The sequence below is a fragment of the Pseudomonas sp. ANT_H12B genome (assembly GCF_008369325.1).
GTDB lineage: Bacteria > Pseudomonadota > Gammaproteobacteria > Pseudomonadales > Pseudomonadaceae > Aquipseudomonas.
Genome location: NZ_VOBI01000005.1, coordinates 174,482 through 187,710 on the forward strand (window position 1 = coordinate 174,482; position 13,229 = coordinate 187,710).

General features: G+C 54.6%; 11 protein-coding genes. 7 read left to right on the forward strand and 4 right to left on the reverse strand.

The annotated features are described in order from the left end of the window. Positions 1 to 89: 89 nt before the first annotated feature. From FQ185_RS30545 to FQ185_RS10430, 4 genes are all read right to left on the reverse strand, one after another. On the reverse strand, positions 90 to 2,150 hold the full coding sequence (locus FQ185_RS30545; RefSeq protein ID WP_149417360.1) for a P-loop ATPase, Sll1717 family: 2,061 nt from the start codon (positions 2,148 to 2,150) through the stop codon (positions 90 to 92). 121 nt (positions 2,151 to 2,271) lie between these two features. Next, a complete protein-coding gene (locus FQ185_RS10420) occupies positions 2,272 to 3,522 on the reverse strand; it encodes a ribonucleotide-diphosphate reductase subunit beta (protein WP_008034875.1) in 1,251 nt (416 codons plus the stop codon). 527 nt (positions 3,523 to 4,049) lie between these two features. After that, the gene (locus tag FQ185_RS10425) at positions 4,050 to 4,421 is read right to left on the reverse strand and encodes a heme utilization protein (RefSeq protein WP_149417361.1); all 372 of its coding nucleotides are present in this window, start codon (positions 4,419 to 4,421) and stop codon (positions 4,050 to 4,052) included. A gap of 191 nt (positions 4,422 to 4,612) precedes the next feature. Beyond that, the gene (locus FQ185_RS10430; RefSeq protein WP_149417362.1) at positions 4,613 to 4,876 is read right to left on the reverse strand and encodes a DUF2790 domain-containing protein; all 264 of its coding nucleotides are present in this window, start codon (positions 4,874 to 4,876) and stop codon (positions 4,613 to 4,615) included. A gap of 415 nt (positions 4,877 to 5,291) precedes the next feature. On the opposite strand from FQ185_RS10430, the gene acs reads away from it, so the two are divergent. The 7 genes from acs (at position 5,292) to FQ185_RS10465 (ending at position 13,225) form a co-directional block, all read left to right on the forward strand. Continuing rightward, a complete protein-coding gene (gene acs, locus FQ185_RS10435; RefSeq protein WP_149417363.1) occupies positions 5,292 to 7,247 on the forward strand; it encodes an acetate--CoA ligase in 1,956 nt (651 codons plus the stop codon). A gap of 595 nt (positions 7,248 to 7,842) precedes the next feature. Continuing rightward, positions 7,843 to 8,616: an ABC transporter substrate-binding protein gene (locus FQ185_RS10440; RefSeq protein ID WP_149417364.1), complete on the forward strand. Its 774-nt coding sequence runs from the start codon at positions 7,843 to 7,845 to the stop codon at positions 8,614 to 8,616. A 91-nt stretch (positions 8,617 to 8,707) separates the two neighbouring features. After that, on the forward strand, positions 8,708 to 9,397 hold the full coding sequence (locus tag FQ185_RS10445; RefSeq protein WP_149417365.1) for an ABC transporter permease: 690 nt from the start codon (positions 8,708 to 8,710) through the stop codon (positions 9,395 to 9,397). Further along, the gene (locus FQ185_RS10450) at positions 9,394 to 10,092 is read left to right on the forward strand and encodes an ABC transporter permease (RefSeq protein ID WP_149417366.1); all 699 of its coding nucleotides are present in this window, start codon (positions 9,394 to 9,396) and stop codon (positions 10,090 to 10,092) included. The genes FQ185_RS10445 and FQ185_RS10450 overlap by 4 nt, the downstream gene beginning before the upstream one ends. Before the next feature lies 1 nt (position 10,093). Then, positions 10,094 to 11,206, forward strand: a complete 1,113-nt coding sequence (locus FQ185_RS10455; RefSeq protein ID WP_149417367.1) for a M14 family metallopeptidase — start codon at positions 10,094 to 10,096, stop codon at positions 11,204 to 11,206. Between the two features lie 27 nt (positions 11,207 to 11,233). After that, the gene (locus FQ185_RS10460; protein ID WP_008154324.1) at positions 11,234 to 11,998 is read left to right on the forward strand and encodes an ABC transporter ATP-binding protein; all 765 of its coding nucleotides are present in this window, start codon (positions 11,234 to 11,236) and stop codon (positions 11,996 to 11,998) included. Between the two features lie 246 nt (positions 11,999 to 12,244). Continuing rightward, complete coding sequence (locus FQ185_RS10465; protein ID WP_149417368.1) at positions 12,245 to 13,225, forward strand: GlxA family transcriptional regulator; 981 nt, start codon at positions 12,245 to 12,247, stop codon at positions 13,223 to 13,225. The last annotated feature ends 4 nt before the right edge of the window (positions 13,226 to 13,229 follow it).

A 13,229-nucleotide genomic window follows, 5' to 3' on the forward strand; every position in this document is an offset into this window, starting at 1 on the left:
GACGAATCTTCGCGAGCAGCTTGTTGCGATTGATGAGATAGCTCATGCATCTGGTATATGTGTGAGCTAGATCAAGTTTATTCTGAGGGCTATCTAAATTTGGTAATTAAATACTGACGTGAATAAGTGTCGATTAGATTATTTAGCTCTTTGTCTAAGGCGTCATGTTTTTGCGGGCTTCGAGATTTTCTTAGGTGTTTTTCTAAGAATTTTGCGGAAAGTTTTATCACAAGCTTTTTGTGGTCGTGAAATAACTCTTTTGCCCAGTTAAGCTCTTTGTCTTTTGATAGATTGTTGTTGAAATCTCTGGTCAGTATGAATGCGATCTTGCCATAATCGTTACAGAGATAAGAGTTAACTTGCCTGTAATCTGATGCTGTTAATTCCTTGTAGTTTTTTACTTCAAAGATGATTTGCCGGGTTTGATAATCTTGAGTGACACGTTTCCAGAATTTTGTTTCGCCAAGATTTGTTCCGACAATATCTCGCTGTTGTAATCCGTTTTTGTTTGGGTGTATTTCAACATTGCATAAAGTGCCGGCGAAAACAACTTTTACTGCCTTCAAGCACCAAGCTTCGAATTCTACCGCCCCAGCCTGTCCCTCCGGTATTTCGGTGAGTTCTTGAAGTAGGGCTCCTATTCGTTGATTTCGCTGTTCGACCGACGCGGAGCTGACCTCGATATCATATTCGTCATGAATTTCTTCGGCCTCGTCCAGCTTTAATTCTGACTGTTGTGTTCCAAGTGCAAGCCAATAGCAGGGATGAATAAGAAGCCGGGAGTTAGATAAGAACTCACGATCGGGCTCCTTCCCGTCATGACAAAATACGAACGATGCAGATTGTTCATTGTAAATGCCAAGAAATCCCACACTATAAAGTCTTTGTAGTACTTGAATACCATTGTCGAATAAGAAAATATCTTGCAGCTTTTCTTTGTCTAGCCTGTCCAGCGCCAGTACAACTTCTACTTTTTTTATAGCATCAGCTATGCTGAGTTCAGGTTGGCTGCCGGTAAAAGACTTAGTGAACTCTTCAAGGGCAGCAAAGATTGATTCGTATTCTTTGTGCAAGTCATTAAGTCTATTTGATGATATTGTTTTTGCGGTTGCATCGATATCTTCAAGTACTATTTCTTTTCTCTGTTGCGAGTTGGCTCTAAGAAATGCATCATTTAAAAGTACCAGGATGTCTCGAGGTCTATATAGTGTTAGCTTTAATGCCGTTCGGAAACCCTCTTTTCCTTTAAGTTCGTTTGCTGAAAATTGATTCCAAACTCTGGTGTTATTCTCGATGTCACAGTTAAATGCAATTCGAATTCGGTTGCAGACGAGGTTAAAGAGGTTGTATTCATCCCAGTGAAGTCTGAGGGTCTGGCCTTCAATATTTCGTGTGAAATCGGGATCGAGCTTTGAGATGGATCGATATATGTTGTCGCGCACAAATGCGAATGCGCAAACTAGATCTTTCGATCTGCTCTTGACGTCTATAGCAGTTTGAATAAATCCATCCACTATAGCTACTCCGAGATCGTCAGGGCTATATCCTTCATCAAGTTTGTCTGCAAATACAACGTATTGTACTCCAGATTTTTCTAGTGCTTCAAAAAGCACTTCTTCTATTAGGTCAAGTTCTAGTGTTTCAGATAAGTCAGCAATACGGGATTGAGGGGTTTGATCAATTTTTATAACTTCTTTAAGTTTTTTTCTTATTTTTGAAGATATGCTCTGACGGGTAGAGTTCCAGGGCTGTATGTGGTGTGATATACGAGTGATGTTGATGTTTTTTTGGAGTTTGTAGTGAGTGCTTAGGTCAGCTATTACTTCCATGTAAAGGCCGTATCTCCATGCCATTTTTGTTCCGGCCTTTATGTGAAGATACTTGTCGCCAAATAGTTCGAATGTGTCTCTTAATCCAATTATCTGTTCTTCTTCTGGGGAGATAGTAATTACTTTGGTTTTTGGCTTGTTTGACCAGTGTTTTGCTAGCATGTGGACTAAGGCGCTTTTCCCTGTGCCTCGTCTGCCTACAACAATGGATCGATCGTTTGACTCAAGAAGTGACTTGTAATCTGAGGTTTCCCAGAAGGAAGACTCAAGCATTTTCGAGTCGTGCTCTGCTCTAATGTCGCCTAATACGTTTCCTTTCATATTAACCTTCTTTAAGTTTAAAACTTATAAGGCGATTTATAACAGAAGGCCCCGCTTAAGCGAGGCCTTTGCTTATCTCGCTACCCTAACATTTGATTAGGTACAGCGTTAATTTTTTTATTTAGTCCCAGCTCAACGCCCCACCAGTCTGATACTCAATAACCCGAGTCTCAAAGAAATTCTTCTCTTTCTTCAAGTCCATAATCTCGCTCATCCAAGGGAACGGGTTAGTCGTCCCTGGATACTCTTCTTTCAAACCGATCTGCGACAGGCGACGGTTCGCGATGAACTTCAGGTAGTCCTCCATCATCGCCGCGTTCATGCCCAACACGCCACGAGGCATGGTGTCACGAGCGTATTCAATCTCCAGCTGAGTCCCCTGCAGAATCATCTGCGAAGCTTCTTCCTTCATTTCAGCATCCCACAAGTGTGGGTTTTCGATTTTGATCTGGTTGATCACGTCGATGCCGAAGTTCAGGTGCATGGATTCGTCGCGCAGGATGTATTGGAACTGCTCGGCGACGCCGGTCATTTTGTTGCGGCGGCCCATGGAGAGGATTTGGGTGAAGCCGCAGTAGAAGAAGATGCCTTCCAGGACGCAGTAGTAGGCGATCAGGTTGCGTAGCAGTTCTTTGTCGGTTTCGACGGTGCCGGTTTCGAACTTCGGATCGGAGATCGAACGGGTGTATTTCAGGCCCCAGGTGGCTTTTTTCGCGACCGATGGGATCTCGTGGTACATGTTGAAGATCTCGCCTTCATCCATGGCCAACGATTCGATGCAGTACTGGTAGGCGTGGGTGTGGATCGCTTCTTCGAAGGCCTGGCGCAGGATGTACTGGCGGCATTCCGGGTTGGTGATCAGGCGGTACACGGCCAGGACCAGGTTGTTGGCAACCAGGGAGTCGGCGGTGGAGAAGAAGCCGAGGTTGCGCATGACGATGCGGCGCTCGTCGTCGGTCAGGCCTTCCGGGTCTTTCCAGAGGGCGATGTCGGCGGTCATGTTGACTTCTTGCGGCATCCAGTGGTTTGCGCAACCGTCCAGGTACTTCTGCCAGGCCCAGTCGTACTTGAATGGCACGAGTTGGTTGAGGTCGGCGCGGCAGTTGATCATGCGCTTTTCGTCGACAGCCACACGGGCGGAGGCGCCTTCGAGTTCGGCGAGGCCTTCGGCGATGTCGAGGTTGTCCAGGGCAGCTTTTGCACGGGCGATTGCGGCTGAGTCCGAAGCGGTGACGGCGCGAGCTTCTTGAGCCGCGACACCACCAGCGGTGTCGAGGCGGTCCATGTTGGCTTCAGTCGCGTGGCCGGCGTTGGCGCCTTTAACCACGGTTTCGCCGCTGTCTTCTTTGTCGAATTCGTCCCAGCTCAGCATGACGTGTCGTCTCCTGCGTGAGGGCCAGATGCCCGTGTGAAAACTGATTGGTTGGTTTTTCACACGGCCGTACTGGCCGCGGTGGATCTAAAGGAAATCGTTTTTTGCAGCAGTACAACGCAGGCAATAAACAGAATTTTGTACGGGTGTTCTGAGGCCACTGACGGGCGCAGAAAATGCGAACAGCTTCTGCGTGGGCTTCAGACTGGCGTGTTCCCCTGTAAGGGAATATTGCAGGCCCGATTTACGGCGCATTATAGGGAAATTTTCGGCCGCGTGGTGCGACGAAATGGTACTTGGAAGGGGAGGCGGGAGGCGTTTTTAGGTCGGAGTGAGGGTTTACAGGGCTTTGGCTGCCATCGCGGGTACAGATTTTTTTTTCATAAATTTTGGCGCTCGATTATTTTTGTTCAAAAAACAATCAAAAACCGCCTTTTCCACTACATGTTGTGTTTTGAGTCGGTTTTCGGTAGCTCCAGACACAACTAGGCCCGACGAGTGTCGGGCTGTGAAGTCGTGCTCGTTTATCAGCTGAGCCGAGCCGCACCAACGCGATCTGCACCGTCGGCAGCCACCTTGGCAGAACCGGTGCGGTCGTAGCCGTCAGCAGCAAGAGTGGCAGAACCGGTGCGGTCGTAGCCGTCAGCAGCAAGAGTGGCAGAACCGGTGCGGTCGTAGCCGTCAGCAGCAAGAGTGGCAGAACCGGTGCGGTCGTAGCCGTCAGCAGCAAGAGTGGCAGAACCGGTGCGGTCGTAGCCGTCAGCAGCGACAGTGGCAGAACCAGTGCGATCGTAACCATCAGCGGCTACAGCGGAGCCAGTGCGGTCGAAACCATCAGCAGCGAAAGCGCTACCGGCCAGTACGGAGAGGGTCAGGGCGAGGATCAGTTTGGTTTTCATGGTAGTGGCTCCAGGTTCGTTGGCGTTTTGTGCCTTGGGTGTGGAATTCATACTACGCCTGATAATTTGATTAAAAAGCGCAAAAAAACGCTCAAATCAATCGTATAAATAGATGTATAAGGTTCGGCGCTTCATCTGCCGTAAGCCGCGGGCGAATGGGTCGAACCTTGGGGGAAAGTGAAAGCGGATGTTTAGCCGTTAGAGCAGCCGTTACCCATGATGGTGTAGCTCAGAATATGACGTTGGCCTTTGGAGTCGTCGTATTCCATTTTCATCGGAACTACTTCACACACATTCGGGATTTCGCTCATCGATACAACTTTGGCGATGTCCAGGTGAGTGGAGTAAGTGTATTCCTCGATGACCGGTTGCTGCTGTGCGACATCAGTCGGGACCTCGTCTGCCATGGCGGTTGCGCACAGGCTGCTGAGGGCCAGAACTAATAAAGCTTTCATTTCAAATTTACCTTTTAGAGGTCGAGTGGGGTCACGCAACCTTTTTGGGGTTGCGTGTGGAACTTAAGTACTGGTTTTTTGATTAACTGCCTTCGTGGGGGCTGCAACTTGGTTAATCACATTGCCTTGTTGGCGAGGCTGATTTTAGGCGTGGGGTTGTCGTTCATATACCCGTGCTTTTGATAAACACTATTGACAGATCCTGTAACAATCCCCTGAAAGCGACCTTTGGTTCGCTGATGAAGCCAATTTCATAACCCCCCTCAAGCCCCTGAAATCACCGTGTTTGAGCCTTTTGTCGAGGTATAGCCACATTTTGTAGGGGCTTGTTACTACCATCGTCGAATGGTTCTATAGGCCCGGCCCGGCTACAACTGGGTCATACAAAAACAACTATTCCACCGAGGTAAGAAAGATGAGTGCGGCTTCTCTGTATCCCGTTCGTCCCGAGGTTGCGGCCAACACGTTGACTGACGAGGCGACCTACAAAGCCATGTACCAGCAGTCCGTCGTCAACCCGGACGGCTTCTGGCGCGAGCAAGCCAAGCGACTCGACTGGATCAAGCCTTTCACCACGGTGAAACAGACTTCCTTCGATGATCACCATGTCGACATCAAATGGTTCGCCGATGGCACCCTGAACGTTTCCTACAACTGCCTCGACCGTCATCTGGCCGAGCGCGGCGATCAAATCGCGATCATTTGGGAAGGGGATGACCCTGCCGAAAGTCGCAACATCACCTATCGCGAACTGCACGAAGAAGTCTGCAAATTCGCCAACGCCCTGCGCGGCCAGGATGTGCACCGCGGCGACGTGGTGACTATCTATATGCCGATGATCCCCGAAGCCGTGGTCGCCATGCTGGCTTGTACCCGGATCGGCGCGATTCACTCGGTGGTGTTCGGTGGTTTCTCGCCGGAAGCCCTGGCTGGCCGGATCATCGACTGCAAATCCAAAGTGGTGATCACGGCCGACGAAGGCGTTCGTGCCGGCAAGAAGATCCCGCTCAAGTCCAACGTCGACGATGCGCTGACCAACCCGGAAACCAGCAGCATCCAGAAAGTCATCGTGTGCAAGCGCACCGGTGGCGACATCAAGTGGAACCAGCATCGCGACATCTGGTACGAAGACCTGATGAAGGTGGCAGGCAGTGTCTGCGCGCCGAAAGAGATGGGCGCTGAAGAAGCGCTGTTCATCCTTTATACCTCCGGCTCGACCGGTAAGCCGAAGGGCGTGCAGCACACCACCGGTGGTTACTTGCTGTATGCGGCGATGACCCACGAGCGCGTGTTCGACTACCGTCCGGGCGAAGTCTACTGGTGCACCGCCGATGTCGGCTGGGTCACCGGTCACAGCTATATCGTTTACGGTCCATTGGCTAACGGCGCGACCACGTTGCTGTTCGAAGGTGTGCCGAACTATCCGGATATCACCCGGGTGGCGAAGATCATCGACAAGCACAAAGTCAACATCCTCTACACCGCGCCAACCGCGATCCGCGCAATGATGGCGTCGGGCCAAGCCGCGGTTGAGGGTGCCGATGGCGGCAGTTTGCGCCTGCTCGGTTCTGTGGGAGAGCCGATCAACCCCGAAGCGTGGGACTGGTATTACAAGAATGTGGGCAAGTCCCGTTGCCCGATCGTCGATACCTGGTGGCAGACCGAAACCGGCGGCAACATGATGAGCCCGCTGCCGGGTGCTCACGCGCTCAAGCCAGGCTCTGCGGCGCGTCCGTTCTTCGGTGTGGTGCCGGCGTTGGTGGACAATCTGGGCAACATCATCGAAGGCGTGGCCGAGGGCAACCTGGTGATTCTCGATTCGTGGCCGGGCCAGGCGCGCACGCTGTATCGCGACCATGACCGCTTCGTCGACACTTACTTCAAGACGTTCCGTGGCATGTACTTCACCGGTGACGGTGCGCGTCGTGATGAAGACGGCTACTACTGGATCACTGGTCGTGTGGATGACGTGCTCAACGTGTCCGGCCACCGTATGGGCACCGCCGAGATCGAAAGCGCGATGGTCGCTCACCCGAAAGTCGCCGAAGCAGCGGTGGTTGGTGTGCCGCACGACATCAAGGGGCAGGGCATTTATGTCTACGTCACCTTGATCGGTGGCGAAGAGCCGACCGAGCAATTGCGCCTGGAGCTGAAAAACTGGGTGCGTAAAGAGATCGGTCCGATTGCTTCGCCGGACGTCATCCAGTGGGCGCCGGGCCTGCCGAAAACCCGCTCGGGCAAAATCATGCGCCGCATCCTGCGCAAGATTGCTACCGCCGAATACGATGGGCTGGGGGATATCTCCACCTTGGCCGATCCGGGTGTGGTGCAGCATTTGATTGATGAACACAAGATCATGAACGTCGCGTAAGCGGTTCTTGAGTCACGGAAGCCCCGCCCGGCATTGCGCCTGGCGGGGCTTTTTCGTACTGATCGTTACTGATCGTACCCACGCAAAGCGTGGGTACGATCAACGTGTCAGCCAATAATTATCGGCTTCTTCTGTAAGCCCCTTCCCACTGTTACCCGCCACCCTTCAAGTAACTGAATGTGTAACCGCTCGCTCCCATACGGGGCATTGGGAAACGCAAAGCCCCGTCATTCGGCCTCTATCGCCCGCTTGAAAAATTAGACACAACGCTGCGCTTGCCGGATCAGAAGGGTTTGCCAATAATAGGCCCGCAATTTGCAGCATAGATCGGTTCACTGTCTTTTGCTCCTGCATGAATTTGCAAGGTTGTCAATGTGCCCAATCGACTTTCTCTGTGCATCTGTAATTTGTTGTCGCATTGAAGAAATATCGGCTTCGGGCCTGTCGTTAGAATGCCGATCACTCGCTCGTTGTTGCTCGCGTTGAAAAAAGCGCGCGGTTCCTACAACGCAGCACCGCTTTGCGGTTCCACTCATTCGCATATTGGGCTCTCGCTCACTCTGCCGTTTTAGCCCTTTACCGATGGAGTCCCAAGATGAAGAAACTCGTGCTGCTTGGCGCCCTGGCACTGTCCGTGCTGTCCCTGCCGACTTTTGCCGATGAAAAGCCTCTGAAAATTGGTATTGAAGCGGCTTACCCTCCGTTTGCTTCCAAAGCGCCGGATGGCAGCATCGTTGGTTTCGACTACGACATCGGCAACGCTCTGTGCGAAGAGATGAAGGTCAAGTGCACTTGGGTCGAGCAAGAGTTCGACGGTCTGATCCCGGCACTCAAAGTGCGCAAGATCGACGCGATCCTGTCGTCCATGTCGATCACTGAAGACCGCAAGAAGTCCGTGGACTTCACCAACAAGTACTACAACACTCCGGCTCGCCTGGCCATGAAGGCTGGCACTCCAGTCAGCGACAGCCTGGCTGAGCTCAAAGGCAAAAACATCGGCGTGCAACGTGGTTCGATCCACGAGCGTTTCGCCCGCGAAGTCTTGGCCCCGCTGGGTGCCGAGATCAAGCCTTACGGTTCGCAGAACGAAATCTACCTCGACGTAGCAGCGGGTCGCCTCGACGGCACCGTGGCAGACGCTACGCTGCTGGATGACGGTTTCCTGAAAACCGACGCCGGCAAAGGTTTTGCTTTCGTTGGCCCGGCCTTCACCGACGTTAAATACTTCGGCGACGGCGTAGGCATCGCGGTTCGCAAGGGCGACGCGCTGAAAGACAAGATCAACACCGCGATCGCCGCCATTCGCGAGAACGGCAAGTACAAGCAAATCCAGGACAAGTACTTCGCCTTCGATATCTACGGCAAGTAACACGTTCCGGCAACAAGTCCGAAATGGCGCAAGCAACAGGATCTCTGAGGTTTGCGCCATTTTTTCATCCCAACTTTCGAGGACCTGAATCATGTTGAAAGGCTACGGGGCTGTCATCCTCGATGGCGCATGGCTGACGCTTCAGCTCGCCTTGTCGTCCATGGTCTTGGCCATTGTTCTGGGTCTGATTGGCGTTGCATTGCGTCTGTCGCCGGTTCGCTGGCTGGCTTGGCTGGGCGATCTGTATTCCACGGTGATTCGCGGTATTCCCGATCTGGTGCTGATCCTGCTTATTTTCTACGGTGGTCAGGACCTGCTCAACCGCGTCGCACCGATGCTCGGTTTTGACGACTACATCGACCTGAATCCGTTGGCTGCCGGTATCGGCACCCTGGGTTTCATCTTCGGTGCGTACCTGTCGGAAACCTTCCGCGGCGCGTTCATGGCGATCCCCAAGGGTCAGGCTGAAGCCGGCATGGCGTACGGCATGAGCAGTTTTCAGGTGTTCTTCCGGGTGTTGGTGCCGCAGATGATTCGCCTGGCGATTCCGGGCTTCACCAACAACTGGCTGGTACTGACCAAGGCCACCGCGTTGATTTCGGTGGTGGGGCTGCAAGACATGATGTTCAAGGCCAAGCAGGCGGCAGATGCCACCCGCGAGCCTTTCACCTTCTTCCTCGCAGTGGCGGCGATGTACCTGGTGATCACCAGCGTCTCGTTGCTGGCATTGCGTCACCTTGAGAAGCGCTACTCGGTAGGCGTAAGGGCGGCTGATCTATGATCTTCGACTACAACGTCATTTGGGAGGCCTTGCCGCTGTACTTCGGCGGCCTGGTGACCACCCTCAAATTGCTCGCGCTGTCGCTGTTTTTCGGCCTGCTGTGCGCCTTGCCGCTGGGCTTGATGCGCGTCTCGAAAAACCCCGTCGTCAACATGAGCGCCTGGCTCTACACCTACGTGATCCGCGGCACGCCGATGTTGGTGCAGCTGTTTTTGATCTACTACGGGTTGGCGCAATTCCAAGCGGTCCGTGAAAGTTTCCTGTGGCCGTGGCTGTCCAGCGCAACGTTCTGTGCGTGCCTGGCCTTTGCGATCAACACCAGCGCCTACACCGCCGAAATCATCGCCGGCAGCCTGCGCGCTACGCCAAACGGCGAGATCGAAGCGGCCAAGGCCATGGGCATGTCACGCTTCAAACTGTACAAACGCATCCTGCTGCCATCGGCCCTGCGCCGGGCGCTGCCGCAGTACAGCAACGAAGTGATCATGATGCTGCAGACCACCAGTCTGGCGTCCATCGTGACCCTGATCGACATCACCGGTGCCGCGCGCACGGTCAACGCCCAGTTCTACTTGCCGTTCGAGGCGTACATCACCGCCGGCGTGTTCTACCTGTGCCTGACGTTCATTCTGGTGAAACTGTTCAAACTGGCAGAGCGCCGCTGGCTGGGCTATCTGGCCCCGCGGAAGCACTGATATGGAACGCATCGATCATGCATTGCCGTGGAGCCACTTGGGTAGCGAACGCCAGATTTCGGTGTTCCGCTTCGGTAGTGGCGAGCGCAAGGCTTACATTCAGGCCAGCCTGCACGCCGATGAACTGCCGGGGATGCGTACCGCTTGGGAGCTGAAAAAGCGCCTCACCGAACTCGAAGCCCAAGGCTTGCTCAACGGTGTGATCGAACTGGTGCCGGTGGCCAACCCACTGGGCCTCGGTCAACTGCTTCAGGGCAACCACCAGGGTCGTTTCGACGCCGGTAGCGGCAAGAACTTCAACCGGGATTTCGTCGAGCTGAGCGCGCCAGTGGCCGCCGAGCTGGACGGGCACCTGGGTGATGATCCGCACGCCAATATTCAGCTGATCCGTCAGACCATGAGCGATGTTCTGGCCGCATTACCTCCCGCGGCCAGTCAGTTGCAGGGCATGCAGCGGATTTTGCTCAGCCATGCCTGCACCGCCGACGTGGTGCTGGATCTGCATTGCGATGCCGAAGCGGCGCTGCACATGTACGCCTTGCCGCAACACTGGCCGCAATGGCGTTCGCTCGCCGCGCACCTCAACGTCAAGGTGGGCCTGCTGGCGGAAGATTCCGGTGGCAGTTCCTTTGACGAAGCCTGTTCGTTGCCGTGGCTGCGTTTGTCGCGTCTGTTCCCGGATGCGCAGATTCCACTGGCCTGCCTGGCGACTACCATTGAATTAGGGGGGCAGGCCGACACCGGTCGCCCGCAAGCCGAATTCCACGCCGAAGGCATTCTGGCGTTCCTCGCCGAGCAGGGTTTGATCAGTGGCGAATGGCCCAAACCTGCGCAAGAAGCCTGCGAAGGCATGCCGTTCGAAGGCACCGAATTACTGTTCGCGCCGCATCCCGGTGTGGTGAGCTTTTTGCGTAAACCCGGTGAGTGGATCGAAGCCGGCGACGAGATTTTCGAAGTGATCGATCCGTTATCGGATCGGGTCAGCACGGTGTGTGCTGGTACGTCCGGGGTGCTGTTTGCCATTGAACGGCTGCGTTATGCCCAACCCGGTTTCTGGCTGGCCAAGGTGGCGGGGCGCGAAGCGCTGCGTCACGGGCGCTTGCTCAACGACTGACTGACTGTTTTTGTGAGAACCGACCGCATGTACAAACTTGAAGTCCAAGACCTGCATAAACGCTATGGCAGTCACGAAGTGCTCAAGGGTGTGTCCCTGAAAGCGGCGGCTGGCGATGTGATCAGCATCATCGGCTCCAGTGGCTCCGGCAAAAGTACTTTCCTGCGCTGCATCAACCTGCTCGAGCAGCCGCACGCGGGCAAGATTCTGCTCAATAACGAAGAGCTGAAACTGGTGGCCAACAAGGACGGCGCGCTGAAAGCGGCCGACCCGAAACAGCTGCAACGCATGCGTTCGCGCCTGTCGATGGTGTTCCAGCATTTCAATCTGTGGTCGCACATGACCGCGCTGGAAAACATCATGGAAGCGCCGGTCCACGTGCTCGGCATGTCCAAGGCCGAAGCCCGCGAGAAAGCCGAGCACTACCTGAACAAGGTCGGCGTGGCTCATCGTAAAGATGCTTATCCAGGTCACATGTCCGGCGGCGAACAACAGCGCGTGGCGATTGCCCGTGCGCTGGCGATGGAACCTGAGGTGATGCTGTTCGACGAACCGACCTCGGCACTTGACCCGGAACTGGTCGGCGACGTGTTGAAAGTGATGCAGGCGCTGGCGCTGGAAGGCCGGACCATGGTGGTGGTGACCCACGAAATGGGCTTCGCCCGTGAAGTGTCGAACCAGCTGGTGTTCCTGCACAAAGGGGTCGTCGAAGAAAGCGGCAACCCGCGTGAGGTGCTGGTCAATCCACAGTCCGAACGGTTGCAGCAATTCCTGTCTGGCAGCTTGAAGTAATCAGGACTGCCGTTGTGCACCGGGATAGTGCATGCTTCGCGATTTAGAAGCTGGCCCCGATCCCCTGTGGGAGCTGGCTTGCCTGCGATGACGGTGAGCCAGTTTGCATCTCTGGCACAGACATACCGCCATCGCAGGCAAGCCAGCTCGCACATTTGATCTCTGTTGGTTTCGAGATTTGCGTTCATTTACGGGCTAGCATTGGCCCATGCCTTCATCACCGTTCTTCGTTTCGGATTGCCCGCCATGACTGCCCATCGAATTGGTTTCCTGATTTGGCCCAGCACTAAAGCACTGACGCTTGCGCTGGCTGAGGAGGCCTTGCGTGTTGCCCAGCGTGTGCATCCGGACGTTGTCTACGAACTGTCGTTTTTGCAGGCTGAGCCGCAGGCCGAAGGTGCCTGGCAATTACCGGGTGAGCCGTGGGCCGGCAAGCTCGAAAACTTCCAGAAACTGTTCCTGCTCGCCGATGAACCGCCGACTACCCTGGCCCCGGCACTCAGTAGTTCGCTGAAACAATTGGTGCGTGCCGGTTGCGTGATCGGCGGTTTGTCCGCCGGTGTTTATCCGTTGGCGCAACTGGGTTTGCTCGACGGCTACCGTGCCGCCGTGCACTGGCGCTGGCAGGACGATTTCGCTGAACGCTTTCCGAAAGTCATCGCCACCAGTCATTTGTTCGATTGGGATCGCGATCGCCTGACCGCGTGTGGCGGCCTGTCGGTACTCGACTTGTTGTTGGCCGTTCTGGCCCGTGACCACGGCGCCGAACTGGCCGGTGCAGTGTCGGAAGAGCTGGTGGTGGAGCGCATCCGCGAAGGCGGCGAACGCCAACGCATCCCGCTGCAAAACCGCCTCGGTTCCAGCCATCCGAAGCTCACCCAAGCGGTGTTGCTGATGGAAGCCAACATCGAAGAACCCCTGACCACCGACGAAATCGCCCAGCACGTGTGCGTGTCCCGTCGGCAGTTGGAACGGATTTTCAAGCAATACCTCAACCGTGTGCCGAGCCAGTACTACCTGGAACTGCGCCTGAACAAGGCCCGGCAGATGTTGATGCAAACCAGCAAGTCGATCATCCAGATCGGTTTGTCGTGTGGCTTCTCTTCGGGGCCGCATTTCTCCAGCGCCTATCGCAACTTCTTCGGCGCCACGCCGCGGGAAGATCGTAATCAGCGGCGCAGCAGCAGCCCGTTCGAGTTGTCATCGGTGCCGTCGGAGCGCGGGTAAGTCG

Coding starts and splice junctions, on each gene's coding strand:
- FQ185_RS10430 (WP_149417362.1), bottom strand. CDS start 4,876: ATGAAAGCTTTATTAGTTCTGGCCCTCAGCAGCCTGTGCGCAACCGCC.
- FQ185_RS10420 (WP_008034875.1), bottom strand. CDS start 3,522: ATGCTGAGCTGGGACGAATTCGACAAAGAAGACAGCGGCGAAACCGTG.
- acs (WP_149417363.1), top strand. CDS start 5,292: ATGAGTGCGGCTTCTCTGTATCCCGTTCGTCCCGAGGTTGCGGCCAAC.
- FQ185_RS10450 (WP_149417366.1), top strand. CDS start 9,394: ATGATCTTCGACTACAACGTCATTTGGGAGGCCTTGCCGCTGTACTTC.
- FQ185_RS10425 (WP_149417361.1), bottom strand. CDS start 4,421: ATGAAAACCAAACTGATCCTCGCCCTGACCCTCTCCGTACTGGCCGGT.
- FQ185_RS10445 (WP_149417365.1), top strand. CDS start 8,708: ATGTTGAAAGGCTACGGGGCTGTCATCCTCGATGGCGCATGGCTGACG.
- FQ185_RS10455 (WP_149417367.1), top strand. CDS start 10,094: ATGGAACGCATCGATCATGCATTGCCGTGGAGCCACTTGGGTAGCGAA.
- FQ185_RS10465 (WP_149417368.1), top strand. CDS start 12,245: ATGACTGCCCATCGAATTGGTTTCCTGATTTGGCCCAGCACTAAAGCA.
- FQ185_RS30545 (WP_149417360.1), bottom strand. CDS start 2,150: ATGAAAGGAAACGTATTAGGCGACATTAGAGCAGAGCACGACTCGAAA.
- FQ185_RS10440 (WP_149417364.1), top strand. CDS start 7,843: ATGAAGAAACTCGTGCTGCTTGGCGCCCTGGCACTGTCCGTGCTGTCC.
- FQ185_RS10460 (WP_008154324.1), top strand. CDS start 11,234: ATGTACAAACTTGAAGTCCAAGACCTGCATAAACGCTATGGCAGTCAC.